Here is a 25579-nt window from a genome sequence, read left to right on the forward strand (position 1 = left end):
AATGACGAAATCAAGTAAGAAATTGACTGCCTTTGGTATGGCTTTGATCGTAGCGATTCTTATAGGCGGTTTCCTGTTGCATCCGTGGGGGAGGACAAAATCGGAACTTACTGTAACAAAGGTGGATTTAAGCAATAATTCTATCTATGCAACTGCTCCCAATCAACTGTACGGTACAAATAATTACTATCTCATTCAGGGAGCTTCGAAATACTTAAAAGGAAATATTCAGCTATCGCAAATTGAAGAAGGCGAAAAGATTGCGGTAGTTTCCAATGGAAAGGTTTTATTATCTGACCCCTATCAGTTTGATACGATATACAGTATTCGATTACCATAATCCTATTTTCATGCCCTAAACAATGAAATGAATATAGATGCTTTTGAGAATATGAAGATATTATTATGAAAGAGATAATTGTTGAACCGCATATTAGAATTGGACAATTAAAATTAGGCATGACGTCAGATGAGCTAGAAAATGCTCTTCTACAAATGAAGAAACAGTGGTCGAATTCTTCTGATAAAGCAATGCAAATGGAGCGTTGTGCTGAAACTGGTGATCCTAATTTGATAACAGGACGATATATGGATAATGATTCGTTCTTTCTGGTGCAGTATCGGAACGGAAAAGCTACTGAAATCGGCATCCAGAGAGATTTGTCTAAAGTGGCATCAATAAAATTGTTCGGGATAGATATGTTTAATACAACCGCCGAGTGTATTATTGATAGCTTAATGAAAAAGGACAACGTTATTTGCAACGAAAAGGACTTGCAACTGGGAACGGAATATATTTTTCCCAAAATTGGAGTCCGACTCTGGATAGAGCGAGCATTTCATCCCAAACTGTTGAAAGACCCGCTATACATGGAAGAAATGCAGGCGGTATTAGAAGATGAATACCAGTATCAGTATTTTCAGATGGTTACCATAATAGGTTGAACTACTAACTAACCATGACATGAGCCCTCTATTTGCAACGACTGCAAGTAGAGGGCTGTTGTTTTGCCTTGGATATTTTAATTAAAGGTCAATCTTCCAGTCTGCCATGGTCGCAGCCAAGTGAAAGGTAGTGCTCAATCTCACCACCCAGCACAAGCTGAGCATACTCCAAGGGCTTGTTGTAGAGCAGCCAGTCCAGTTCCGCCCGCTGCGTTGGAGTATTGCCGTATTCGTCCTCAATAGCGATGCAGATAAACAAAACTGTGATTATGCAACAAATTTTCCATGAATTTATGTGCAGCTATACGATTTTGAAAAATTTTGTAGACAAACGAAATAAATTGGGCTTAAATTTCGTTATTCCAGTAAGAAACGCAAGAGATTTCTTTTAGAGTGTATATAGGAGATCCTTTTATGCTAGAGCAGTTTTTCAAATCACAAGTTGCAGCTGTTTCTGACCCCTGCCAGTGCAATCGCATCACGGATGCGCTGGCAGCTGCTGGAATCAAATTCTATTGCAAAACCAAAGATGTCAATCGGCGTAATACATTTGATCAGGCAAGAATTGGAACTTTGGGCATAAAGCCAAAGTATGTCACAGAGATATTTGTAGATAAAGAAAATGCAGATATGGCACTGCATATTGTACACACGCTAAAGTAAAGTCTGCGATATCATAGTTCTTACAGCGTGATATGTTTTCAGTTGACTGGAGAAAAACATGAAAAGAATTTGCATTGGACTTTTGACCGCACTAGGGTGTATTGCTGTAGCTACGGCGTTGATTGTTCGGCCATTTAGCAAAAAATCCATCCAGTCTTATGTACTGCGAAATCAGGATGAGCTGACAAACTATGCGCGGAAAGTGATAGAAGAACATCCAATGGGACCGCTAGAGTGGAATGGATGGAAAGTATATTATTACGCAGATGATATGGTGGAATTTTGTACAGGCTCTTTCGGGCTCATTCCGAGTACTACATATAAGGGCTTTTACTATTCTGAAGATGATGAACCACATGGCTTTCAAGATGTTCCGGTTGAGTTTGTAAAAAGTGGAAATGGATGGTCGTGGGCAGAATCAGAAGGTGATAATACACAATATACTGAACGAATTGCAGCACATTGGTATTGGTATGAAGCAAAATTTTAGAAGTCGGAGAACCTGAAGTTATGTTGTGCAATATGGAGAAATTTAATTATAAGTTTGGGAGTTGTTGATTTGCAACGCAAAATACGTTACAATAAGGCCGAGGTGATAACCATGGAAAAAACGATGACACTCAATCTTCGTGTCAACCCCACCGTTAAGCAGCAAGCCGAGGATGTGCTGAAGCAGCTCGGCATCCCGATGGCAACCGCCATTGATATGTACCTGCGCCAGATCACCCTGACTGGCGGCATTCCTTTCTCTCTATCCCTGCCGAAGGCTCCTGCGGCTCTGAACGCTGACACCATGACCGATGACCAGCTTCATGCAGCCTTGCAGGTGGGCATCAAGGAAATTCAGAACGGCGATACCGTGGATGCTGTAAGCGCATTCGCACAGTTCAGGGAACAGCACAGATGAAGCAGTATGACGTGAAAATTTCTCGTGCAGCCCTCAGTGATATGGAGCAGATTTACAGCTACATTGCTGACCGTCTGCTTGAACCTGATACGGCTATGGGGCAGTACAACCGCATTGCAGAAGCCATCCAGTCGCTGAACATCCTGCCGGAACGCTGTGCGCTGGTGGAAAGCGAGCCGGAGCGCACCCAAGGACTGCGGCAGATGCTGGTGGACAACTACTCGGTATTCTACATTGTGGGCGAGGATGCGGTGTCAGTGGCTCGTGTGCTGTACAGTGCATCTGACCTTGTGCGCCGCCTGCGGAGAATGAAGTGAAAGGGGTGTTTGCATGACTGCCGTAATCTACGCCCGCTATTCCAGCGACAACCAGCGTGAAGAATCTATCGAGGGGCAGATTCGGGAATGCACTGCCTATGCGGAAAAGAACGGCATTACCGTGGTCAAGCACTACATCGACCGCGCCCTTTCCGCAAAAACCGACAACCGCCCGGATTTCCAGCAGATGATCAAGGACAGCGAAAAGCGGTTGTTTGATATCGTGTTGGTCTGGAAGCTCGACCGCTTTGCCCGAAACCGTTACGATTCAGCGCACTATGAGTATCAGTTGGAACGAAATCATGTCAAGCTGGTATCTGCCACGGAGCCTATCTCTGACAGCCCTGCAGGTATCATGGTCAAGAGTATGCTCACGGGCATGGCTGAATACTACTCGACAGAGCTTTCTGAAAAAGTTGTGCGCGGCATGACCGAGAATGTTCTGAAGGGCAAGTACAACGGCGGCACGATTCCCATTGGTTTTAAGGTGGATGAGGAGAAGTTCTTTCAAGTCGATCCGCTGAAAGCTCCCTTTGTGGTAGAAGCCTTCCAGCGGTACAACGATGGCGCGACCATGAAAGAATTGATGAACTGGCTGAACGACAGCGGCGTGACCACCAACCGCAACCAGAAGTTTACCTACAACAGTGTTCAGACGCTGCTGACGAACAAACGGTACATCGGAGAAAACCACTTCAAGGACATTGTGATGCCCGACAGCATCCCGGCCATCGTGGACAAGGACTTGTTTGAAGAAGTGCAGCAAAAAATCAAGAAGAACAGCCGCGCTCCTGCCCGTCACAAGGCCGAGGACGATTACTTGCTCACCACCAAGCTGTTCTGCGGAATGTGCGGCGCGATGATGTTCGGCGAGTGCGGCACAGGCCGAAACAAAGTTGTCCATCATTATTATAAGTGTGCCACTGCGAAACGTTTCAAGACCTGCAAGAAAAAGACCGTCCGTAAGGAATGGCTGGAAGATTTGGTCGTGGCTGAAACCATGAAGCTGATTCAGGACGATGCCGTGATTGATGCCATCGTTGCGGAAGTGATGGAGTTGCAGGATCAGGAAAACACCACTCTCCCTTTGCTGGAAAAGCAGATGCGCGAGGTAGAGAATGGCATTGAAAATATGCTGAACGCCATTCAAGCAGGTGTGCTGACCAACTCCACCAAATCGCGTTTGGAAAAGCTGGAAGCCCAGCAGAAAGAACTTGAAGTTCGGATTGCCGAAGAAAAAATCGCTCGGCCTCGGTTGAGTGAAAATCAGGTTCGGTTCTGGCTGACCCGGTTCCGCAAGCTCGACCCGAACGTGAAAAGCCACCGGGAAACGCTTATCAATACATTCGTGAATGCTGTTTATCTCTATGATGAAAAAGTTTTGATTACATTCAACTACAAAGACGGCACAAAAACCATCACTTTCGATGAGATCGCCGCGAAAGATGCCCCAGAGGGCAATGGTTCGGATTTAGGTTGCTTCGCTCCACCAAAAAGCCTCAACGTATGCAAGTGCGCTGAGGTTTTTGTTTTGTAACAAGGCTAAACTCATAGCGCGGCTCGCGACGTCCACCCGCGCCCACCAAGGACTCCAGTATCCGAACCGGGTACTGGAGTTTCTGCTTTATCTGCCTTGAAAAAGGGACGCAAGGGTGGATTCGAACAGCAACAGCGACGATCGCTACCAGCCGCGACCCGGGTTCCTATTCTGCGCGGCTCGCGACATCCACCCTCACACATATTGCATCTGTCTCTGACCTGTGATACCATACAGGTAAGCAAAACGATACAGACGGAGGACTTTTTCCATGATCTACGATACCCTGAACAACCTGCCCAACTATCTGGGCGTAAGCGACAATCTGGACACCGTGATCGAGTACATCATGGCGCGGGATATCACCACCCTGCCTGCCGGGCGCACCCGCATCGATGGGGACAAGGCGGTGGTCACCGTGAGCACCGTCACGCCCCAGACGTCCGACAAGGCGCGGTTCCAGCGGCACGACAACCATATCACGTTGGAGACTGACTTGGACGGCAGTGAGCTGTTTGAGGTAAGCCTTGCGGAGCTGACCCCCACCAAGCCCACCGATGAGGCCGCCGACACCACTGTAGGCACCGCCGGTACCAGCATTGCCGGGATGCTGTGCGAGGGACGCTTTGCCCTGTATCTGGCCGGGGAACCGTATAAATCCGGTCTGAAGGCGCAGGGCTGCGGCAAGCTGAAAAAAGCCGTGTTCAGCATCGAGCTGGACCCGGATGAGGAAGAAACGGAAGAATAACTGAAAGGAGACTTTCTGTATGGGATTTTTTGCTGTACTGGCTGCAAGTCTGTTTGCCGTATTTATTTTTATTGTATTCGGCGGCTATTCGCTGCTGCTCTGGTGTCAGCAGTCCCTGTGGATGGTTGTTCCTCCCGCGCTGGTGCTGGCTGTTCTGGTCTGGACATTTTTGAAAATGGACGATAAGATCACCGCCCTGCAAAAGCGGGTGGATGAACTGGAAGCCGCACAAAAAAGCACGGAGAATCTTGAAAAATAATACAGCGCCGCCCTTCGCAGAAAAACCTCTCTGCAAAGGACGGCGCTGTTTTTTTGAACGCTTTCACGTTAGTCTGCCGGTGGCTACAGATTCAGCAGGACATTCACCCGGAAGAGGTGTTCCTCTGTCTCCAAGTGCAGACTGCCGTTGTATTTGTGCACCACCGTCTCGGCGGATACCAGCCCGATGCCGGTGCCCTCGTGCTTGGTGGAGTGCAGGATGCCCTGCTGCTTTTTCAGCACGCCGTCGTAATGGTTCTCTACCACAAGCCCCAGCATGGCGGGGCTGAGCATCTGCGCCATCACCTGCACCCGGCGCTGCTCCGGCGGCAGCTTCTGGCTGGCGTGCAGGGCGTTTTCCAGCAGATTGCCCAGAATGGTGCACAGGTCGGCCTCCGGCATGGGCAGCTGCCGGGGCAGTGCCAGCTTCCACTCCACAGGGACACCCTGCTGCCCGGCCGCGTGGTCGTAATATCCGGCCAGCGCATCCACGGCGGCGTTGGCGCACAGGCTGGGGCGGTGCTCACTGAGTTCGCTTTCATACTGGCGCAGATAGCTTTTCAGCTCCTCCAGCTGCCCGGTCTCAGTCAGTCCGGCGATCACATGCAGGTGCTGCCGGAAGTCGTGCCGCAGACGGCGGGTGTTGTCCAGATAGGTCTGTAACTCCATATATCGGCGGGATTCCATGGCCAGCAGCTGGTTTTCCCGGTCCAGCCGGGCGTTGCGGGCGAACTCCCGGGCAACGCGGTACATCTCGTACAGCAGCAGAAAGATGCCGAACAGCGAGATGGACACCGCCAGCACCGAGATAATCTTCAGTCGCCCGACCAGCACCACGGCGGGGTTCAGCGGCATACAGTATACCAGAAAAACGGCATAGAGGGCGGGCAGCGGCCATGCGGACTGCCAGAAGGCTTCGCCGCTGTATTCCCGCAGCAGCCACCGGCTCCATTGCACGGCGGTGAACCAGAACAGCACGGTGAGTACCGCTGCCAAGCCCAGCCGCAGCAGCGCCGTGGAGGCAAGGCAGACGGTCTGTGGGTTGGAGATCTCGGCCTGGGCGTTGAGTACCGTCGACAGCAGGGAACACACCGCCATCATCACGGCAGAGATGGAAAATAAAAAGGCGGTCTGGCTTACGGTCACTTCCGGCGTTACCCGCCAGCGCAGCAGCCAGAAGGAGACCAGCACGATGGCGGGCAGAAGAGAATTGCTGTTCTGCCCGAACACGGTGCAGAGCGCGGCGCAGCCGATGCACAGCAGGGTGATGCACCCGGCGGCGATGCAGGCAGTGCGCCTGGGGGTGCGCAGCTTTTCCCACAGGGATGCCAGACACAGAAAAGCGCTGGGGTACAGCAGTGCAAAATCCAGAAAATAACGGCCGAACAGGGCAAGATCCATGGCGGCTGCTCCTTTCCTCAATGCAGTTCCTGCCGCATGTGGCGGAACTGGTACTGTGTAAAGTGGGCAAGCAGGGTGCATTTATCCTTTTGCCGTACCGGCAGGCAGGTGCCGTCCAAGATCTCGATACAGTCCTCCCCGAACCGCAGCACCTTGTCCATGTTGATGATAACGCCCCGGTTGCAGCTCATAAAGTTTTCCCGCGCGGTAAGCTTTTCTTCGATCTGCGCAAAGCTGCACATGGCGCGGTACTCACCATCTTCAGTGGTGATCAGGACGTAGTGGTTCCGGGCAATGGCATACAGCACCTTGCACAGCGGCAGCTGAATGCTCTGGCGGGCAATGCGGATCTCCAGCTCCGGCTCCTTACAACGCAGCGCCCGCCGCAGCTCGGCGGCAAGGTGCTCGAATTTTTCCTCCTGATAGGGCTTGAGCAGGTAATCGAAGGGATGCACCGGAAAGGCATCCCATACATATTCCGGCGAGGAGGTCACGAATACGATCAGCACCTCCGGGTCGGCCTGCCGCAGCCGGCGGGCAGTCTCGATGCCGTTGGTGCCCGCCATGCAGATATCCAGAAACACCACGGCGTATAAGCCGGGCTCTGTTGCGGTGCGGAGAAAATCATCCCCGCAGGTAAACCATGTGCATTCGGCTTCGGGCAGTTGCTGTTGTAGCAGTTCCTCCAGCCGCTGGGCGTCTAGGGTCTGATCCTCTACGATGGCGATTGGCAGTGCCATCCATATACCCTCTTTCTCCATTCATTGTTCCTTTATTATAGCATACTGCGGCGGGAAGGGCATCTGCTTTTTTGCACAAAACGCTCCATTTTGCGCGTCGAGCGCCGCCCTGCGCACCCGCAGCGGGCGACTGCCAAAAAGTTTTGGTTGACAGATACGGCGAATCATGTTATTCTTTTGTTGATTTTGAGAGACACCGCCTTGCAGAGTCTTTTCAAAGCAATTTACTCGGGACCGCCCAAACGGGGCTAAGGCCATACGGACAGCCGGGTCCACTGCCGACCGGCGGCGCAAGCTGCCATTATTGATTGAGTTTGAAGCTCAAATTTTATAAGTTGGTTCCTTTACAACCATGAAATTGCGCAGCCTATGCGCAGACTTGTGAAACGGTCAATAAGAGTAGTAAAAGTGTAGTTGCTATATAGACTCTCATCACCCCGTCTTTTTGGATCGCAAATAACGCGCAGCACCGGCACTTACGGCTGGGTGCTTTATCAGCGCGGAAAAAGCTTTTCCAAGCGCAGGTCTGCATATTTGTGCAGTGCCTGCGCTTTTTTGTTGTGCAAAAAGAAGAACAGGGACGGAGGAAAAGATGAACGAGAACAAAGCGCGTTCCCGGCTGGATCAGCGCCGTGCGCCTATCTATGAGGCGCTGGAGCGGTTCCGGCAGATGCGGGTGGTGCCCTTTGATGTGCCCGGCCACAAGCGGGGCCGTGGCAACCCGGAGCTGACCGCTTTTCTGGGTCAGCAGTGCGTGGGCGTGGACGTGAACAGTATGAAGCCGCTGGATAACCTCTGCCACCCGGTGTCGGTCATCCGGGAAGCTGAGGAGCTTGCCGCCGATGCCTTTGGCGCAGCACACGCCTTTTTAATGGTGGGCGGCACCACCAGCAGTGTGCAGAGCATGGTGCTTACCGCCTGCAAGAGGGGCGATGAAATCATTCTGCCCCGCAATGTGCACCGCAGCGTGCTGAACGCGCTGGTGCTGTGCGGCGCTGTGCCGGTGTATGTGAACCCGGAGGTGGATAAGCGTCTGGGCATCTCGCTGGGCATGAAGAGGGAGCAGGTGGCAAAGGCCATCAAGGAGCACCCCAATGCCGTGGCCGTGCTGGTGAATAACCCCACCTACTACGGCATCTGCTCCGATCTGCGTGCCATCGTAAAAATGGCGCACGATGCCGGAATGCTCTGCCTTGCGGATGAAGCCCACGGCACCCACTTCTACTTTGGCGGCGGTCTGCCGGTGTCTGCCATGGCGGCAGGCGCGGATATGGCCTCGGTGTCCATGCACAAGAGCGGCGGCAGCTTGACCCAGTCCAGCCTGCTGCTCATCGGCCCCAATGTGCATCCGGGCTATGTGCGCCAGATCATCAACCTGACCCAGACCACCTCCGGCAGCTATCTGTTGATGTCCAGTCTGGATATTTCCCGCCGCAATCTGGCGCTGCGGGGACGGCAGGTGTTCCATCAGGTGGCAGACATGGCCGAGTACGCCCGCGAGGAGATCAATGCCGTAGGCGGCTACTATGCCTTTGGCAAGGAGCTGTGCAACGGCGATTCCGTCTTTGATTTCGACACCACCAAGCTCAGCGTCCATACGCTGGATATCGGTCTGGCCGGCATCGAGGTCTACGACATCCTGCGGGACGAGTATGACATTCAGATCGAGTTCGGCGACATTGGCAACATCCTTGCCTACCTGTCCATCGGCGACCGCCCGCAGGAGGTGGAGCGTCTGGTCAGTGCTCTGGCCGAGATCAAGCGCCGCTACCGCACCGATGGCTCGGGTCTGCTGAGCCAGGAATACATCGACCCCGTGGTGGCTGCCAGCCCGCAGGAGGCCTTCTATGCCCCCAAAAAGAGCCTGCCCCTGCGGGAGACCGAGGGCATGGTGTGCAGCGAGTTCGTCATGTGCTATCCCCCGGGCATCCCCATCCTTGCACCTGGCGAGCGCATCACCAAGGAGATTTTGAACTACATCGAGTACGCCAAGGCCAAGGGCTGCAGCATGACCGGCCCGGAGGACCCCGAAATTTTGCACCTGAATGTTCTGGCATAAGGAGGGAAAGAGATGGAATTTTGGTTTTCAGAGTTTCACACCCCGGATGTGAAGCACAGCATCCGTGTGAATAAGCAGCTCTACTCCAAGCAGAGCGATTACCAGCGTATTGATATCTTTGAGACCCCGGAGTTCGGCCGAGTGCTCACGCTGGACGGCAACGTGATGCTGACCGAGCGCGACGAATTCATCTACGACGAAATGATCGTCCATGTGCCCATGGCGGTGCACAAGGAGGCCAAGGATATTCTGGTCATCGGCGCCGGAGACGGCGGCGTGGTGCGGGAGCTGACCCGCTATGATCGTGTGGAGCGCATCGACCTTGTGGAGATGGACCCGCAGGTGGTGGAAGCCTGCCGCGCCTACCTGCCCGGCAATGCCTGCCGTATGGATGACCGCCGGGTGCATATCTATTTTGAGAACGCCCTGAAGTATATCCGCCGCTGCGAGGAAGAGTACGACCTGATCATCGTGGACTCCTCTGACCCCTTCGGCCCTTCCGAGGGTCTGTTCACCCGCGAGTTCTACGGCAGCTGCTTCAACGCCCTGAAAGAGGATGGCATTATGGTCAACCAGCAGGGCAGTCCCTTCTACGCCGAGGACGCCAGCGCCATGCAGCGCAGCCATAAGCGCATCGCATCCACCTTCCCCATCAGCCGGGTGTATCAGGCACATATCCCTACCTTTGCGGCGGGCTACTGGCTGTTCGGCTTTGCAAGTAAAAAATATCATCCCATCGATGATCTGGACGCAGAGTCGTGGAAAACGCTGAATATGCGCACCCGCTACTACACCACAAAACTGCATATCGGAGCATTCTACCTGCCGGCTTTTCTGGAGGAGATGCTGCGGGAAGTGGAGGAACACTGATGCACCCCAACGTTGAGACCTTTATCGGCTGCGACAGCAGCTACCGCGCCGCCAGCATCGTGCTGTACGGTGCGCCTTACGATTCCACCACCAGCTACCGCCCCGGCGCACGGTTCGGCCCAGCGGCTATCCGGCACGAGAGCTACGGTCTGGAGACCTACAGCCCCTACCAGAACGCCGACTTGACCGATTTTGACGTGTTCGACAGCGGCGATCTGGAGCTCTGCTTCGGCTCCAGCGAGCTGGCACTGGCCGATATCGAGGCCCGGGCAGAGGAGATCTTGAAGGACGGCAAGTTCCCGCTGCTGCTGGGCGGCGAGCATCTGGTCACGCTGGGCGCGGTGCGGGCTGCGGTGAAGAAATACCCCGACCTGCACATCGTCCATTTTGACGCCCACGCCGACCTGCGGGACGACTATCTGGGCGCAAAGCTCAGCCATGCCTGCGTGCTGCGCCGCTGCCACGAGCTGGTAGGGGATGGCCGCATCCATCAGTTCTGCATCCGCAGCGGCGACCGGGCAGAGTTCGAGTTTGCTGCCCAGCACACCGAGATGCACAAGTTCGATTTTACCGGCCTTGCCGAGCTGACCGCACAGCTGTGCGAGAGCAAGGTGCCGGTGTACCTGACCATCGATCTGGACTGCCTTGATCCTTCCTGCTTCCCGGGTACCGGTACCCCGGAGGCTGGTGGCGTAAGCTTTTTGCAGCTGCTGGATGCTATCCGCACCGTGACAAAAGCCAACATCATCGGCGCAGACCTGAACGAACTGGCTCCTACGCTGGACACCACCGGCGTTTCCACCGCCACTGCCTGCAAGGTGCTGCGCGAGACCCTGATCGCGCTGGACAAGGGCTGGCCGGGATTTCAGGTATAAATACGAACCTACCATTTACAGATAAAGGAGTAAATCGACATGAGCAAAGTTCTGATCATCGGCTGCGGCGGCGTGGCCTCTGTTGCCATCCACAAGTGCTGCCAGGTGCCTGAAGTGTTCACCGAGATCTGCATCGCCAGCCGTACCAAGGCAAAGTGCGATAAGCTGGCTGCCGAGCTGGCTCCCACCACCGCCACCAAGATCACCACCGCACAGGTGGACGCAGACAAGGTGGAAGAGGTCATCGCTCTCATCAAGGCGTACCAGCCCGATCTGGTAATGAACATCGCCCTGCCTTATCAGGATCTGACCATCATGGACGCCTGCCTTGCCTGCGGCGTCAACTACATGGACACCGCCAACTACGAGCCCGAGAACACCGACGACCCGGAGTGGCGCGCCATCTACGAGAAGCGCTGCAAGGAGGCCGGCTTCTCTGCCTACTTTGATTACAGCTGGCAGTGGGCTTACGCCAAAAAGTTCGAGGAGGCCGGTCTGACCGCCCTGCTGGGCAGCGGCTTCGACCCGGGCGTGACCCAGGCTTACTGTGCCTACGCCAAAAAGCATGAGTTCGATACCATTGATACGATCGACATTCTGGACTGCAACGGCGGTGACCACGGCTACGCCTTCGCCACCAACTTTAACCCCGAGATCAATCTGCGCGAGGTGTCCGCCCCCGGCAGCTACTGGGAGAACGGCCACTGGGTAGAAATCCCCGCTATGAGCATCAAGCGGGAGTACAACTTCGATCAGGTGGGCGACAAGGATATGTATCTGCTGCACCACGAGGAGATCGAGTCTCTGGCAAAGAACATCCCGGAGGCAAAGCGCATCCGCTTCTTCATGACCTTTGGCCAGAGCTATCTGGACCACATGCGCTGTCTGGAGGACGTGGGCATGCTGTCCACCACCCCTGTCAACTTCAACGGACAGGAGATCGTGCCTATCCAGTTCCTCAAGGCTCTGCTGCCGGACCCCGCCAGCCTTGGCCCCCGTACCAAGGGCAAGACCAACATCGGCTGCATCTTTACCGGCAAAAAGGACGGCAAGGACAAGACTTACTACATCTACAACGTCTGCGACCATCAGGAGTGCTACAAAGAGGTGGGCTCTCAGGCCATCAGCTACACCACCGGCGTGCCGGCTATGTGCGGCGCCCTGATGCTGCTCACCGGCAAGTGGACCACCAAGGGCGTGCACACTGTCGAGGAGTTTGATCCCGATCCGTATCTGGATGCACTGGACAAGTACGGCCTGCCCCGCTCCGAGAGCCACAACCCGGCTCTGGTGGACTGATGCGGGTGCGCGACAGCCGCCCGCCCTTTGCGGGGCTGGCAAACCTGTCCGAGGAGCAGCTGCACCGCCTGCCCACCCCCTGCTATCTGCTGGACGAAGCCCAACTGTGCCGCAACGGTGAGATCCTGCTGGGCGTGCAGCAGCGCACCGGCTGCCGCATTCTGCTGGCGCAGAAGGCTTTTTCCAACTTTAACGTCTACCCGGTGCTGGCACCCTATCTGGCCGGTACCGAGGCCAGCGGCCTGTACGAGAGCCGTTTGGGCAGGGAAGAGCTGCCGGAGAAGGAAAACCATGTGTTCTGCGCGGCCTACCGGGCAGACGAGTTTGAGGAATTGCTGCAATACGCCGACCACATCGTGTTCAACTCGCCCAGCCAGCTGGCAAAGTTCGGCCCGGCGGCAAAGGCGGCAGGCAAAAGCATCGGTCTGCGCATCAACCCGGAGTGCTCCACGCAGGAGGGACACGAAATCTATGACCCCTGCGCTCCCGGCAGCCGTCTGGGCACTACCCGCGTCCAGTGGGATGCCGCAGTAGCCGCGCACCCGGAGCTGCCCGCTCTGCTGGACGGTCTGCACTTCCACACCCTCTGCGAGCAGGACGCGGACGCGCTGGCGGTGACGCTGGCAGCGGTGGAGGAAAAGTTTGCCGACCTGCTGCCCAGAATGCAGTGGCTCAATTTCGGCGGGGGACACCACATCACCCGCCCGGGCTATGCCCTTGCTACGCTGGAAAGCTGCATCCTGTCGGTGCGGCAGAAGTACGGCGTACAGGTGTATCTGGAGCCCGGCGAGGCTTGGGCGCTGAACGCGGGCTATCTGGTCACCACCGTGCTGGACACCCTGCGCAATGGGGACACCGACCTTGCCATTCTGGATATGTCCGCAGCCTGCCACACCCCGGACGTCATCGAGATGCCCTACCGCCCGCCGCTGCTGGATGCCGGTGAGGCAGGGGAGAAGGCACACACTGTCCGGCTGGGCGGTCCCACCTGCCTTGCGGGGGATATCATCGGGGATTACAGCTTTGACGCACCCCTTGCCGAGGGGGATAAGCTCATCTTCGGCGATATGGCCATCTACACCACCTGCAAGAACAACACCTTCAACGGCATGCCCCTGCCGCCCATCTGGCTGCTGGGTGCAGACGGCAATTGCCGGGAGCTGGTGCACTTCGGCTATCAGGACTTCAAAATGCGCTTGGGCGCACAGTAAAATAAAAAGCGTTTGTCACAGCCTGCGGGCTGCGACAAACGCTTTTTTCATGAAAGGGGTCGTTAAGGTGAACGGCAGATAAAACAAAAAGCACCACACATCTCTGTGTAGTGCTTTTCTTTCTGGTGGAGATTACCGGGCTGTTGTAATCACGGTGACCCTCTTGCAGTCCATGCACGGCGCTCTCCCGGTTGAGCAAAACCCTCACTCGGTTGGCCTTAACGAAAAAAGCACCACACGTTTCCGTGTAGTGCTTTGGTTCTGGTGGAGATTACCGGGATCGAACCGGTGACCTCTTGCATGCCATGCAAGCGCTCTCCCAGCTGAGCTAAACCCCCAGATGTCTTGTTTTGTGCCTGACGACGTGTGTAATTATACCAGCCACAGGGGCGCTTGTCAACAGTTTTTTGAAAATTTTTTGCAGCAAAAAATCCCCGCAGGGCGTGTGCCCGGCGGGGATCGGAAAGCGGGGGAATGCTCTTTTTGAAAAAACTACGCCTTAGCGTGCCTGACGGTCAAAGATCTGCGGGGCCACGCGGCACAGCAGCACAGCAGCCACCATGGTGAGCAGGGTCTCGGGCAGCATATAACTGCCGTTGTAGGTCAGGCTGTAAGTCCATGCGGCCAGACCATCATTCAGGTTGCCCCACACCAGCACGCCGGACAAAAAGCTGCACATAAAGCGCAGGAAACCGGCGGCAAAGGTGCCCACGGCTACGCCCACGGTGCGGTTCTTGAAGGGGCGGGCGAACAGCTCGGCCAGACCCAGTGCCATAAAGGCCAGCACATAGTCCAGCAGCACCTCGCCGAGGAAGTAGAGGAAGGTGGAAGCGGGAGGAGGGTAGAAGCCCATGATCATTTGCAGGCAGGAGTTCACGAAACCGGTGAACAGGCCCCACTTTGCGCCGTGGCGGAAGGACACCAGCACAAAGGGCAGCATGCTCAGCAGGGTAATGCTGCCGCCGTTGGGCATGGTGAAGAACTTGATGTTGGAAAGCACCGTGCCAATGGCGATCATCAGGGCGCATTCCACCAGAATACGGGTCTTGGAATAGGTTTTGGACATGATGAAAAGATTCCTCTCTCATAGTAGTACACAAAAACAAAATGCGCCTGCTGGCAGCAGACGCATGGAGGTTTGTTGAACGTACCGGACAGTTCCGCAAACTCCCTACGCCGGCATTGCCCGGATCAGGTAAAGGGTACTCCGCGCGATGCGGATCTCAGCCTTACGGCACCCCTGTTTTTATGTCCGCCCACAGTATACGCGCCGGGGGACAAAAAGTCAAGCCCGCAGACATATTCCGCCCCGGCAGCGCGTATGTTATACCATTGCAAAGCTGGAACGCAGGGAGGCGGGATATGAAAGCCGATCCAGAACAGCGCGCCGTGCAGCTGGGCGAATACATTGCTGCCCACAACGCCACGGTGCGGGCAGCGGCGGCTGCGTTCGGGTGCAGCAAGTCCACCGTGCACAAGGATGTTGCCGTGCGGCTGCGCAGCATCAGCCCTGCGCTGTACGGGCAGGTGCGTGCCGTGCTGGCCCGCAACAAGGCCGAGCGCCACCTGCGGGGCGGTGCTGCCACCCGGCGCAGATACAGCCACCGCTAAAGCCAAAAAAGACCACTGCCCTGCGCAGCGGTCTTTTTTGACTGGGACGGAACCCTCTCAGGCGCTTGCGCGCCAGCTCCCCCGAAGGGGGAGCTTCATCAATGCAAACCGGAAGATGCAAAAAGCTCCCCCTTCGGGGGAGCTGGCAAAGCCGTAAGGCTTTGACTGAGAGGGTTTTCAAGCGGCTGCTTTCATCCCCCGGTGTGGAACTGCTGCAGCGCGCCCTTTTCCAGTCGGCTTACCTGTGCCTGACTGATGCCGATCTCCTGCGCTACCTCCATCTGCGTTTTGCCGCGCAGATACCGCAGCTCCATGATGCGCTTTTCCCGGGGGGAGAGGGCGGCTACCGTATCGCGGAACTGCAACCCGCTGATCCAGCTCTCCTCGCTGTCCGGGTCGCGCACCTGATCAATAACATACATGGCATCGCCGCCATCGGTGTACACCGGCTCGTCAAGGCTGAGCGGTTCTACCACCGATTCCAGCGCGGCGGTCACCTCGCGCCGGGCAAGCCCCGCTGCGGCGGCGATCTCGTCCATGGTGGGCTCGCGCCCCAGCTGCTTTTCCAGCGTTTCCCGCGCCTGCATGGCACGGTAGGCGGTGTCCCGCAGGGTGCGGCTTACCCGCAGGGCGTTGTTGTCCCGCAGAAAACGCCGGATCTCCCCGATGATCATGGGCACGCCGTAGGTAGAGAACCGCACCGGCTGCGCGGGGTCAAAGTTGTCGATGGCCTTGATCAGCCCGATGCACCCCACCTGAAACAGATCGTCCAGATTCTCGCCCCGCTGGGCAAACCGCTGCACCACACTGAGCACCAGCCGCAAATTGCCCTCCACCATCCGCGCCCGGGCAGCCTTGTCCCCGGCGTGGGCAAGGGTGAGCAGCTGCCGCTTTTCCGCCTCGGTCAGCACAGGCAGCTGCCCCGTGTTCACACCGCATAGCTCCACCTTGTTGTACATCCAAACGCCCCCGGTCTTTTAGCTTTACCGGAAGTATGGCTCTGTGCGCCGGGCGCTATGCGTGGAAAAAATTGAGCGCCCCTCCGCAAAAGAGGGGCGCTTTGTAGACAAAGCTGTAATTTTATGGTATGCTGTGACTGGCGGCGCAAGCCGTCCATCAGGCGCTGTGCCCACAAACGCAGGCGGCTACCTTCTCTGTTGGCAAACTGACGCTCGTTTCCATTGCGGAACGACCCAGAACGACCCGGGAGGAGGTTCAATCAGATTGAGCAGCACTTCCCGGAGTTTTAACGAAGGGGGGTGAGCAGGACATGACGATCTCCGAAATCATCGCAGCGTTGTCGCTTGCCGTCAACGTTGTCCGCGCAGTGTTCGACATTGCATGGAAGATTACCATGGAACGCAAGAATGCAAAAAAAGATTGACCGCCAACGCTTCCCCAAGCAACGGTCAATCTTGACTCGTCAATGAGGAGCTAGCCGTTTGCAGGGCCAGCGCCTCTTGTGTTTTCATTATACACGTTCCCACGCGGAATGTCAAGCGCTGTTACTCGCTCTCCAGCCGGGCTTTCAGGGTGTGGATGATGCGCTTTTCCAGCCGGGAAATATAACTCTGGCTGATGCCAAGGGCATCGGCGGCTTCCTTCTGGGTGCGCTCCACGCCGTCGGTAAGGCCGAAACGCAGTTCCATGATCTGCCGCTCCCGTGCCGAGAGCGCCGCCACGGCGCTGCGCAGTACCGCGCGCTCAGCGTCCTGCTCCAGCTGCTGGCTTACGGCGTTGGCATCGCTGCCAAGGATGTCCGAGAGCAGCAGCTCGTTGCCGTCGCCGTCCACGTTCAAAGGCTCGTCGATACTGGTTTCCTGCCGGCGGTTGGAGCTTTTGCGCAGGTACATCAAGATCTCGTTGCCGATGCAGCGGCTGGCGTAGGTGGCAAGCTTGATGCTGCGGGCAGGGGTGAAGGTGTTTACCGCCTTGATCAGCCCAATGGTACCGATGCTTACCAAGTCCTCGGCGGGCACCCCGCTGTTCTCGTACTTTTTTGCCAGATACACCACCAGCCGCAGGTTGTGGGTGATCAGCTCCTCGCGGGCGGCGGCGTCCCCGGCAGCCATGCGGTCAAGCAGGGCTTTTTCCTGCTCGGGGCTCAGGGGCGGGGGCAGGCTTGGCCCGCCCGCCAGATAATGCACCGCGCCGCAGTAGCGCAAACGCCCCCACAGCCGCCGCCAGACTTGCCGTAAAAACTGCAACATGGAAATCCCTCCTGTGCACTGTTAATTATATGTATAATAGAGGAAACTCCCTCAGGCAAAGCCTAGGGGCTTTGCCAGCTCCTTTTGGGAGGGAGCCTCTGGCGCTGCCGGAAACTTGCTCTTTACACCTGATGCTTTAGCAATGGGGCTAACGGCGTGCGCTCTCTCAGTCAAGCCCTGTCGGGCTTGCCAGATTCCCCCTTTTGTCGCTGCGCGACATCTTCCCCCGGAGTGGGGGAAGTCTTTCCTCAAGGGGAGAGCCAAGAGCACTGCCGGAAACTTTTTCATTGCTCCTAAAGCTTTAGCAACGGACTTTAAAACTTGGCTCTCCCTCCGGGAGAGCTGGCGCGGGAGCGCCTGAGAGGGCGGAAAACTCCTACACCCCCGCCTCCTCCGCTACGTCATCCCCCAACAGCAGCGTCCACGCGCCGGTGGGGGCATCCGGCGCGCAAAAGGCCGCCAGCAGGCCGGGCACACGGTGCTGCCCACAGCATAGCACAGCGGGTACGGCCGGCAGCAGGCAGTGGCCGGTAACGGCGGCGCAGGGCACAAACTGCACCCCCAGCCCCGGGGGCGGGGCAGCACCGGCGGCAAACCAGCTGTCTAAGGTTTCCCGCAGCGGCGCGGGCAACCGACTGCGCACCGGCGGATACTGCACCAGCACCACCCGCCGCCCGGCAAGAGGGTCTTGCAGGGTAAAGCCGGTGTCATGGTAGGCCTGCACGGGCACAGCCGCTCCCGCAAGGTGAAGCACGGCGGCAAAGCAGCCCCGCTGCGGGCGGCCAAACACCGCCAGCAGCCCGCGCAGCAGCGCATACACCCCGGCGCAGCACAGCAAAAGCCGCCCCGGGCGCACCGGCAGCAGCACGTTCAGGTTATTGGCCTGTACCCCGGGCAGCACCACCGCGCCGCACAGCAGGCCGTTCAGCGCCGCGTACCACCCGCACAGCCGGGCAAAGCTGCGCGCGCCGGGCACGCCGTAGCACACCGCCACCACCCCGCAGCAGCTGGCTATTTTATATAGTATCGCCAGCGGGGCGGGCCACGGCGGCGCCAGCAGGGCAAGGGTGCTTGCCGCAGCCGCTGCGCTGCCCACGCACAGCCGCAGCCCGGTGCAGCTGCGCCCGCACAAAAGCCCCGCGCCCAGCAGCAGCGCGGCGGCTGCAGCAAAGTTTACCAGCAGCAATTCGTCCACAAAAACAACTGTTTTCATTGTGCAGCACCGCCTTATGGTTCTGGTAATTCTATTTTTCACAAATTTGCGAAAAAACTTGTCACACCAGAAAAACCCGCATGAACAGTGCACATTTGCTACAAAAGCGGGGACGAGGTTTCACAGTTTTTACACTTTTTTCAAAAAAGTACTTGAACATTTCTGGAAAGTGTGGTATATTATTGCCATCCTAGCAAGGATTGAACCGGAAACACCGGTTCGAAAATATTTTTTCTATTTTTGAAGGGAGTAATTCATTATGATGATGCCTGCAAATTTCTCTGCTGTGTCTGAGAACGAGATGACCTACGTTATGGGCGGTAGCGTTGCTGACTACCTGGCACCCGCTATGGGCGCTGCTCAGTGGCAGAACTTCCACAAGAACCTGATTACCATCGTTGGTAACAAGTACGTTCAGGGCTTCCTGGACAACACCGTTGGCGCTGTGTTCAGCGGCACCTGGACCCCCGGCAACGGCCTGACCGGCTTCGGCGGCCAGTTCAGCAACATCTGGAAGAAGAACTACACCGATAATGTGACCGGTGAGTCCACTGGCGCTCAGAAGTTCGGCTACGGCGCTCTGGGCGTTGTGAACAGCATCCTGAACGTTGCTGGCAACCTGGCTGCTATCTACAACCTGGGCTTCGGCACCGCTAAGAACATCGTCAACGAGGGCAAGTTCAACTTCCCCGCCGGTGTCTAATTCTCAGACAATGCTTGCGTGACTGTGCCCTAGAGGTGCAGGGAACATACTAGCATAATAACACCCCCGTGGGCTTATGCCTGCGGGGGTGTTTTTTTACCCCTTCCGTCTCGCGGCGCTCGCCAGCTCCCCCAAGGGGGCGCCTTTTGACAATGCCGGAAAGTTTGCCATAACCGCAAAAGCTTCCCCCTGAGAGGGCGCATTTCCCACGTTCACACTTCTTTTACCAGTCTGTTACTTTCCGTTTTGTGCTGTTTGTGGTATACTATGGTCAACATGGGTCACCATGGCAACATTGAAACAGACAGGATGTGAAATCCTCTTATGAAAGATGGTTTTTTAAAGGCAGCTGCCTTTTCGCCCGCGCTGCGGGTGGCAGACTGCACCTATAACGCGCAGCAGGTGCTGGCGCAGTTGCAAGCTGCCGCGCAGCGCGGGGTAAAGCTGGCGGTATTCCCGGAGTTTTGCCTTACCGGCTACACCTGCGGCGATTTGTTTTTGCAGCGCACCTTGCAGCAGGGCGCACTGGATGCGCTGGAGTGGCTGCTTGCGCAGACCCGCACGCTGGATACCGTAGCGCTGGTGGGCTTGCCGCTGCTGGTGCACGGCAAGCTGTACAACTGCGCCGCCGTGCTGTGCCGGGGGCAGCTGCTGGGCATCGTGTCCAAGACCTACCTGCCAAACTACGGCGAGTTTTACGAAAAGCGGCAGTTCACCTCTGGCAGCACCGAGGTGCAGACGGTGACCGTCTGCGGGCAGCAGGTGCCCTTTGGCACGTCGCTGCTGTTCCGCTGCCGCCAGATGCCCAGCTTTGTGCTGGGTGTGGAGCTGTGCGAGGATTTGTGGAGCGCGCTGCCGCCTTCCACCTTCCATGCGCTGGCGGGCGCTACCGTCATCGCAAACCTTTCTGCCAGCGATGAGACCGTGGGCAAAGCCGAGTACCGCCGCGCACTGGTGGCAAACCAGTCTGCCCGGCTGCTGTGCGGCTACCTGTACGCCTCGGCAGGGCACGGCGAAAGCACCACCGACATGGTGTTTGCCGGGCACGACCTCATCGCCGAGGACGGCAGCATCCTTGCCGAGACTGCGCCCTTTGCGGGCGACCACGCTGAGACCGAGCTGGATTGCCAGCGCATGGAAGCCGAGCGTGCCCGCAACACCAGCTTTGAGCACACTGCCGAGGGCTATGTCACGGTGGAATTTGACCTGACACCGGAGGAAACGGTGCTCACCCGCCGCATCGACCCCGCCCCCTTTGTGCCCGGCGACCCGCAGCGCCGCGCTGCCCGGTGCGAGCTGATTTTAAAAATGCAGGCCGACGGCCTTGCCAAGCGGCTGGAACATGCCCACGCAAAAACAGCGGTCATTGGTATTTCCGGCGGCTTGGACAGCTGCCTTGCCCTGCTGGTGGCAGTGCGCGCCATGAAGCAGCTGCACCGCCCCGCCGCCGATGTGCTGGCGGTGACCATGCCCTGCTTTGGCACTACCAAGCGCACCCGCAGCAACGCCGAGATTTTGTGCGAGGAGCTGGGCGTAAGCTTTCAGGAAATTCGCATCGCCGACACCGTGCGCAGCCACTTTGCGGATATCGGACAGGACGAGACTGTGCTGGACGTTACCTTTGAAAACGGGCAGGCGCGTGTGCGCACGCTGGAGCTGATGGACCTTGCCAACCGCACCGGCGGTCTTGTGGTGGGCACGGGCGACCTTTCGGAGCTGGCGCTGGGCTGGGCAACCTACAACGGCGACCACATGAGCATGTACGGCGTGAATGCCGGTGTGCCCAAAACGCTGGTGCGCTATCTGGTGCAGTACGAAGCCGAAGCCGCCGCCACCGCCGCTTTGCACGATGTGCTGCTGGATATTCTGGCTACCCCGGTCTCGCCGGAGCTGCTGCCCGCCAAGGACGGCAAAATTGCACAGATCACCGAGGATTTAGTGGGTCCCTACGAGCTGCACGATTTTTACCTGTATTATGTGCTGCGTTGCGGCTTTGGCCCGGCAAAGATCTACCGGCTGGCAAAGGCTGCCTTTGCGGGCAGGGCAGAGTACACGGACGCAGTGCTGTACAAGTGGCTGCGCAACTTCTATTGGCGCTTTTTTGCCCAGCAGTTCAAGCGCAGCTGCCTGCCGGACGGCCCCAAGGTGGGCAGCGTGACCCTTTCGCCCCGGGGTGACTGGCGCATGCCCAGCGATGCCTGCGCCACCCTCTGGCTGGCTGAGCTGGAGCAGCTCAAGCCCGGGGAGCAGTAAGCCATGAAGAAGAAAAAGCTTTTGACCAATATCCTGTTTGCGGTGGTGGTGCTGACCATAGCAGCGGTGCTGCTGGCCGTGCGCAGCCATAACGCCACAGGAGGAAAACTGACTGCCCAGCTGATCTACGGCGATAGCAACACCGTGCTGGACATTCCGCTGGAAAAGGACGAGACTTACAGTGTGGACACCGGTTATTATACGGTGCATATAGAGGTAAAGGACGGCAGAGCGCGGTTTGTTGAATCGCCCTGCCCGGATCACATCTGCGAGGGCTTTGGCTGGCTGTCGGCGGAGGATCAGACCGCCACCTGCCTGCCCGCCCGCGCCGTGCTGACCATCGTTCCGGTGGGCTAAAAAAGGAGTATTCTCATGTTGGACGAAAACGAGCATTCCCGCAAGGAGGACGGTCGTTCCCTGCACCGTCTTTTGCACAAGGCTGAGCAGCAGGACGCCACTGTGGTGGTGGACAGCGCCGCGTTTTTCTCGGAGCTGCCGCCGGAGCAATCCGCGCCGCCCCGCCGCCCGCAGCAAAACACCCCCCGCAGCACTGCTGGCGGGGAGAATGGGGCGTACCTGCCCCCGAAACGAGGGAAGATCTTGCTGACCGTACAGGCAATTTTAAGCGTTCTGGTGCTGGTGCAGCTCTGGCGCACCCAGATGCTGCCGGTGCTGTATCTGGTGGTGCTGGCGGCGCTGCTGGCGCTGCTGTGGCTGCTGGTCAAGCGCTGTCAGGAGTACAAAACTGCAGGCACCGTGTCCCGGGTGTTCTCGGTGGTGCTGTGCGCCGCCATGGCAATGGGCTGCGTGTGGGCGCAGCAGGGCCTTGCAGCGCTGGGCAATATGACCAATGGTTTTTTGAGCAACGCCGAGGCGAATAAGATCACAAAAGAGCCTTTTGTGGTGTACCTGAGCGGCGTGGATACCCGCGGTGATCTGACTGATAAAGCACGAAGCGATGTGAATATCATTGCCGCCGTGAACCCCGTTACCAAGCAGGTGGTGCTGATCAACACCCCGCGCGATTACTATGTGGACCTTGCCGGTACAAATAGCAAGGATAAGCTGACCCACGCCGGGCTTTACGGCGTGCAGACCAGCATGGACACCCTTGGCAACCTGTACGGGGTGGACGTGCAGCACTACATTCGCATCAATTTTGCAGGGTTCATCAACGTTATTGATGCACTGGGCGGCGTGGACGTGTACTCCGATCAGGCGTTCACCTCAGTAGGCAGCCCCGGCTACTACGACCCCACCACCTTTGTGGAGGGGTGGAACCATCTGGACGGCAAGGCTGCGCTGGCCTTTGCCCGCGAGCGCCACGCCTTTAAGACCGGCGATGTGCAGCGCGGCATCAACCAGATGAAGGTGATCGATGCCATGCTGAACAAGATCAAGTCCCCGGCGCTGCTGATGGGCTTTACCAAGATTCTGGATGCTGTTTCCGACAGCTTTGTTACCAGCCTTTCCCAGAACCAGATCAGCGCACTGGTGCGCATGCAGCTGAGCGATTTTGCCGAGTGGAATATTGAAAGATATACCGTTACCGGCACCTCCGGCAGCAGTACCAAGTGCTACTCTGCCAAGGGGCAGAAGCTCTACGTCATGAAGCCGGATGAAAATTCTGTGGCAAAGGCCAAAGAGATGATCGCGGCTGTGCTGGGTGGCGAGGGCACGGTAAGCTCCACCACCCAGACCCCGGAAAAGACGGATGTGTACACCCCCACCACTGACCCCGATGCCGCTGTCTCGGTGCCCGAAACGCCTGCTGACAGCGTGATCGTGGAAGAACCTGCGGAAAGCGTGCCGGAGCAGCCCGCCGAACAACCGGCAGAGCAGCCCACCGAGCAGCCCGCGGAGACGCCCGCCGAGCAGCCTGCTGCTACCGAGATACCCCAGCCGGAGACCACCCCCGCCGAGGGCGGCAGCACCGAGACGCCCGCCGTCAGTCTGCCCACACAGGAGCAGGTAGAGCAGGCCGCAGGCTCGCTGTACAGCGCTGCCTCCACCGTACTGGACGCCATCCTTGGCGCAGGTGGGAACTGAGCAGTCCCTTTTGCGTGAAAAGGCATCCCGGGAAAATCCGCAGATTTTCCCGGGATGCAATTTAAAATAATTATTCCGCCAAGCAACAAAAAGGCCACTGCACAAATACTGTGCGGTGGTCTTTTTGCGTTACAACAACAAAAAACGCTGCCTGCACGCAGCAGACAGCGCAAACACACAAAAGGGAAAACGAGATAGACCGTAAGCCGGGTTCTGTATTAAACGACGATCTGTCTAGGCCTGCCATTGCTGACAGGCTCGTGCCGCCTTCGGGACACGCGAGCAGCGCTGTACGTCCCATATAGGCGTTGCTTCCGGTAGGGTTTACAAAGCCGCATGGTCACCCATGCGCTGGTGAGCTCTTACCTCGCCGTTTCATCCTTACCGCATTGCTGCGGCGGTTTGTTTTCTGTTGCACTTTCCCTAAGGTCACCCTCGGCTGCCGTTAGCAGTTACCGTGCTCTGTGAGGCCCGGACTTTCCTCAGAGCGGTCAAAGCCGCCCCGCCGCCGTATGTTCCACTCGTTTTCCGTTCCTCATGATACCATAAAAAAGTAAGATTTGCAAGTGAAACGGATTTTTGTTATAATATCATTTGTATTTTTTGCGGATTTTGCAGGGGAGGGGCAGGCCATGCAGCTGTATTTTGCCGTGCCAGATACGGCCACCACCCACGATGGGGTGCTGGTGCGCAGCTTTCTGCGCCAGTGTGCCGTCTCTACGGACCTTGCCCGGGCAGTCAAGTTCCGGGGCGGCGGCTTTTTTGCGGACGGCGAGCCCGTGCTGGCAAACCGGCGCATCTTCCCCGGGCAGGTGCTTTCCTTTGCCCTGCCGCCGGAGGGGGATGGCGTGACCCCGCAGCCGGAAATTCCGGTCAAGGTGGTCTACGAGGACGCCTTTGCGGTGGTGCTGGAAAAGCCGCCGCAGCTGGCGGTGCACCCCACCCTGAACTACCCCGGTGGTACGCTGGCAAACGGCTACGCCGCGTGGGCGGCAGAACACGGCCACAGCCCGGTGTTCCGTCCGGTGAACCGCATTGATAAGGACACCAGCGGCCTTGTGCTGGCGGCGAAAAACGCCTATGCAGCGCCACTCTTGGCGGGCGGAGTGGCAAAGCTGTACTATGCCATTGCGCAGGGTGCGCTGCCGCTGGGGGAAGGGGTCATCGATGCACCCATCGGCCGCCGGAGCGACAGCATCATCGGGCGCTGCGTTACCCCCGAGGGCAAGCCCAGCCGCACGGAGTATACTATTATAAAGGAAGAAAACGGCCTTAGCCTTGCGGCCTGCGTGCCGGTGACCGGCCGTACCCACCAGATCCGGGTGCATTTTGCGTCTATTGGCCATCCGCTTGCCGGAGACGACCTTTACGGCGGCAGCCGGGAGCGCATTGGCCGGCAGGCGCTGCACTGCGCCAGACAAAGCTTTACGGTGCCTGTATACACCCCGCTGCCGGACGGTATCCGGGTAGAAATGCCCTTGCAGCTGCGCACCGTCACGGTGGAAAGCCCGCTGCCGCCGGATATGGAAGGACTTTTTTCGTGAAAACTGCGTGAAAAAGTAGCCAAATTTTATGTAAGCGCTTGTTTCAAACCGTGCAAAGTGTATAATAAAAAGAGAGCGTATTGTGTACAGGCCCTGTTGGCCTTTTGAACAGGGGAACGTACACCATCTAGCTGCTGTGTTCCGGGCCGAAAAAATGCCCTGCAGC

At 57.2% G+C, this 25579-nt stretch carries 26 protein-coding genes, 1 tRNA gene, 1 other RNA gene, 1 pseudogene and 1 riboswitch; of the genes and pseudogenes, 20 read left to right on the top strand and 9 right to left on the bottom strand.

Annotated features, from left to right (window positions below; all coding sequences use genetic code 11):
* Position 1 precedes the first annotated feature (1 nt).
* Positions 2–340, top strand: coding sequence for a hypothetical protein (locus MTP36_RS06060; protein WP_156065922.1), 339 nt, complete (start codon positions 2–4; stop codon positions 338–340).
* A gap of 65 nt (positions 341–405) precedes the next feature.
* Complete coding sequence (locus MTP36_RS06065; protein ID WP_249254136.1) at positions 406–945, top strand: hypothetical protein; 540 nt, start codon at positions 406–408, stop codon at positions 943–945.
* Positions 946–1033: 88 nt separating this feature from the next.
* On the opposite strand, the pseudogene MTP36_RS06070 reads toward MTP36_RS06065, so the two are convergent.
* A pseudogene (locus MTP36_RS06070) lies at positions 1034–1210 on the bottom strand (DUF6061 family protein); the annotation flags it as partial.
* Positions 1211–1359: 149 nt separating this feature from the next.
* On the opposite strand from MTP36_RS06070, the gene MTP36_RS06075 reads away from it, so the two are divergent.
* The 7 genes from MTP36_RS06075 to MTP36_RS06105 all read left to right on the top strand — a co-directional run bounded on the left by MTP36_RS06075 (position 1360) and on the right by MTP36_RS06105 (position 5376).
* Positions 1360–1608 carry a hypothetical protein gene (locus MTP36_RS06075; RefSeq protein ID WP_249254137.1) on the top strand — a complete coding sequence of 83 codons (249 nt, stop codon included), beginning with the start codon at positions 1360–1362 and terminating at the stop codon, positions 1606–1608.
* A gap of 58 nt (positions 1609–1666) precedes the next feature.
* Entirely contained in the window at positions 1667–2098 is a 432-nt protein-coding gene (locus MTP36_RS06080; RefSeq protein WP_143405465.1) for a hypothetical protein, read from the top strand.
* A gap of 123 nt (positions 2099–2221) precedes the next feature.
* Positions 2222–2515, top strand: coding sequence for a type II toxin-antitoxin system RelB/DinJ family antitoxin (locus MTP36_RS06085; protein WP_442900266.1), 294 nt, complete (start codon positions 2222–2224; stop codon positions 2513–2515).
* The gene (locus MTP36_RS06090) at positions 2512–2832 is read left to right on the top strand and encodes a type II toxin-antitoxin system RelE/ParE family toxin (protein ID WP_249254140.1); all 321 of its coding nucleotides are present in this window, start codon (positions 2512–2514) and stop codon (positions 2830–2832) included. The genes MTP36_RS06085 and MTP36_RS06090 overlap by 4 nt, the downstream gene beginning before the upstream one ends.
* Before the next feature lie 13 nt (positions 2833–2845).
* The gene (locus MTP36_RS06095; protein WP_249254141.1) at positions 2846–4369 is read left to right on the top strand and encodes a recombinase family protein; all 1524 of its coding nucleotides are present in this window, start codon (positions 2846–2848) and stop codon (positions 4367–4369) included.
* A gap of 271 nt (positions 4370–4640) precedes the next feature.
* Positions 4641–5117, top strand: a complete 477-nt coding sequence (locus MTP36_RS06100; RefSeq protein ID WP_249254142.1) for a YhcH/YjgK/YiaL family protein — start codon at positions 4641–4643, stop codon at positions 5115–5117.
* 19 nt (positions 5118–5136) lie between these two features.
* Positions 5137–5376 carry a DUF4315 family protein gene (locus MTP36_RS06105; protein ID WP_249254143.1) on the top strand — a complete coding sequence of 80 codons (240 nt, stop codon included), beginning with the start codon at positions 5137–5139 and terminating at the stop codon, positions 5374–5376.
* A gap of 83 nt (positions 5377–5459) precedes the next feature.
* Here MTP36_RS06105 and MTP36_RS06110 read toward each other — a convergent pair whose 3' ends face one another.
* Together MTP36_RS06110 and MTP36_RS06115 are read right to left on the bottom strand one after the other, a co-directional pair.
* Positions 5460–6776 carry a sensor histidine kinase gene (locus MTP36_RS06110; protein ID WP_249254144.1) on the bottom strand — a complete coding sequence of 439 codons (1317 nt, stop codon included), beginning with the start codon at positions 6774–6776 and terminating at the stop codon, positions 5460–5462.
* Between the two features lie 17 nt (positions 6777–6793).
* The gene (locus tag MTP36_RS06115) at positions 6794–7516 is read right to left on the bottom strand and encodes a LytR/AlgR family response regulator transcription factor (protein ID WP_249254145.1); all 723 of its coding nucleotides are present in this window, start codon (positions 7514–7516) and stop codon (positions 6794–6796) included.
* 592 nt (positions 7517–8108) lie between these two features.
* Here MTP36_RS06115 and MTP36_RS06120 point away from each other — a divergent pair.
* The 5 genes from MTP36_RS06120 to MTP36_RS06140 are packed head-to-tail and all read left to right on the top strand — an operon-like array spanning position 8109 to position 13830.
* Complete coding sequence (locus tag MTP36_RS06120) at positions 8109–9575, top strand: aminotransferase class I/II-fold pyridoxal phosphate-dependent enzyme (RefSeq protein ID WP_097779594.1); 1467 nt, start codon at positions 8109–8111, stop codon at positions 9573–9575.
* Between the two features lie 12 nt (positions 9576–9587).
* Positions 9588–10445 (top strand): polyamine aminopropyltransferase, encoded by an 858-nt coding sequence (gene speE / locus MTP36_RS06125; RefSeq protein ID WP_249254146.1) that lies wholly within the window; start codon positions 9588–9590, stop codon positions 10443–10445.
* A complete protein-coding gene (gene speB / locus MTP36_RS06130; RefSeq protein ID WP_005923188.1) occupies positions 10445–11320 on the top strand; it encodes an agmatinase in 876 nt (291 codons plus the stop codon). Before speE ends, speB begins: the two co-directional genes overlap by 1 nt.
* Positions 11321–11359: 39 nt before the next feature.
* The gene (locus MTP36_RS06135; protein ID WP_015537820.1) at positions 11360–12619 is read left to right on the top strand and encodes a saccharopine dehydrogenase family protein; all 1260 of its coding nucleotides are present in this window, start codon (positions 11360–11362) and stop codon (positions 12617–12619) included.
* On the top strand, positions 12619–13830 hold the full coding sequence (locus MTP36_RS06140) for a carboxynorspermidine decarboxylase (RefSeq protein ID WP_249254147.1): 1212 nt from the start codon (positions 12619–12621) through the stop codon (positions 13828–13830). The genes MTP36_RS06135 and MTP36_RS06140 overlap by 1 nt, the downstream gene beginning before the upstream one ends.
* Before the next feature lie 262 nt (positions 13831–14092).
* Here the strand turns inward: MTP36_RS06140 and MTP36_RS06145 are convergent.
* Positions 14093–14168: transfer RNA gene (locus tag MTP36_RS06145), tRNA-Ala, on the bottom strand.
* 161 nt (positions 14169–14329) lie between these two features.
* Entirely contained in the window at positions 14330–14896 is a 567-nt protein-coding gene (gene thiT, locus MTP36_RS06150; protein WP_097783562.1) for an energy-coupled thiamine transporter ThiT, read from the bottom strand.
* 85 nt (positions 14897–14981) lie between these two features.
* Positions 14982–15082, bottom strand: a riboswitch (TPP riboswitch).
* Between the two features lie 110 nt (positions 15083–15192).
* On the opposite strand from thiT, the gene MTP36_RS06155 reads away from it, so the two are divergent.
* Positions 15193–15441 (top strand): sporulation transcriptional regulator SpoIIID, encoded by a 249-nt coding sequence (locus MTP36_RS06155; RefSeq protein WP_249254148.1) that lies wholly within the window; start codon positions 15193–15195, stop codon positions 15439–15441.
* A gap of 191 nt (positions 15442–15632) precedes the next feature.
* Here MTP36_RS06155 and sigG read toward each other — a convergent pair whose 3' ends face one another.
* The 3 genes from sigG to MTP36_RS06170 form a co-directional block, all read right to left on the bottom strand.
* Positions 15633–16400, bottom strand: coding sequence for an RNA polymerase sporulation sigma factor SigG (gene sigG, locus MTP36_RS06160; protein ID WP_005923200.1), 768 nt, complete (start codon positions 16398–16400; stop codon positions 15633–15635).
* Between the two features lie 546 nt (positions 16401–16946).
* Positions 16947–17651 (bottom strand): RNA polymerase sporulation sigma factor SigK, encoded by a 705-nt coding sequence (sigK, locus tag MTP36_RS06165; RefSeq protein ID WP_249254149.1) that lies wholly within the window; start codon positions 17649–17651, stop codon positions 16947–16949.
* 376 nt (positions 17652–18027) lie between these two features.
* The gene (locus MTP36_RS06170; protein ID WP_249254150.1) at positions 18028–18864 is read right to left on the bottom strand and encodes a sigma-E processing peptidase SpoIIGA; all 837 of its coding nucleotides are present in this window, start codon (positions 18862–18864) and stop codon (positions 18028–18030) included.
* Between the two features lie 259 nt (positions 18865–19123).
* Between MTP36_RS06170 and MTP36_RS06175 the strand changes: the two genes are divergently transcribed.
* The 4 genes from MTP36_RS06175 to MTP36_RS06190 all read left to right on the top strand — a co-directional run bounded on the left by MTP36_RS06175 (position 19124) and on the right by MTP36_RS06190 (position 23869).
* Positions 19124–19567, top strand: a complete 444-nt coding sequence (locus tag MTP36_RS06175; protein ID WP_055184907.1) for a hypothetical protein — start codon at positions 19124–19126, stop codon at positions 19565–19567.
* A gap of 324 nt (positions 19568–19891) precedes the next feature.
* Positions 19892–21820 carry an NAD(+) synthase gene (locus tag MTP36_RS06180; RefSeq protein WP_249254151.1) on the top strand — a complete coding sequence of 643 codons (1929 nt, stop codon included), beginning with the start codon at positions 19892–19894 and terminating at the stop codon, positions 21818–21820.
* Between the two features lie 3 nt (positions 21821–21823).
* Positions 21824–22177, top strand: a complete 354-nt coding sequence (locus MTP36_RS06185) for a NusG domain II-containing protein (protein WP_249254153.1) — start codon at positions 21824–21826, stop codon at positions 22175–22177.
* A gap of 15 nt (positions 22178–22192) precedes the next feature.
* A complete protein-coding gene (locus MTP36_RS06190) occupies positions 22193–23869 on the top strand; it encodes an LCP family protein (protein WP_249254154.1) in 1677 nt (558 codons plus the stop codon).
* Positions 23870–24055: 186 nt separating this feature from the next.
* On the opposite strand, the gene rnpB is transcribed toward MTP36_RS06190, so the two are convergent.
* Positions 24056–24393: RNase P RNA component class A (rnpB, locus tag MTP36_RS06195), an RNA gene on the bottom strand.
* 108 nt (positions 24394–24501) lie between these two features.
* Here rnpB and MTP36_RS06200 point away from each other — a divergent pair.
* Positions 24502–25413 (top strand): RluA family pseudouridine synthase, encoded by a 912-nt coding sequence (locus MTP36_RS06200; protein WP_249254155.1) that lies wholly within the window; start codon positions 24502–24504, stop codon positions 25411–25413.
* Positions 25414–25579: the final 166 nt, after the last annotated feature.

It is taken from the genome of Faecalibacterium sp. I4-1-79 (genome assembly GCF_023347235.1).
GTDB classification, from domain to species: domain Bacteria; phylum Bacillota; class Clostridia; order Oscillospirales; family Ruminococcaceae; genus Faecalibacterium; species Faecalibacterium tardum.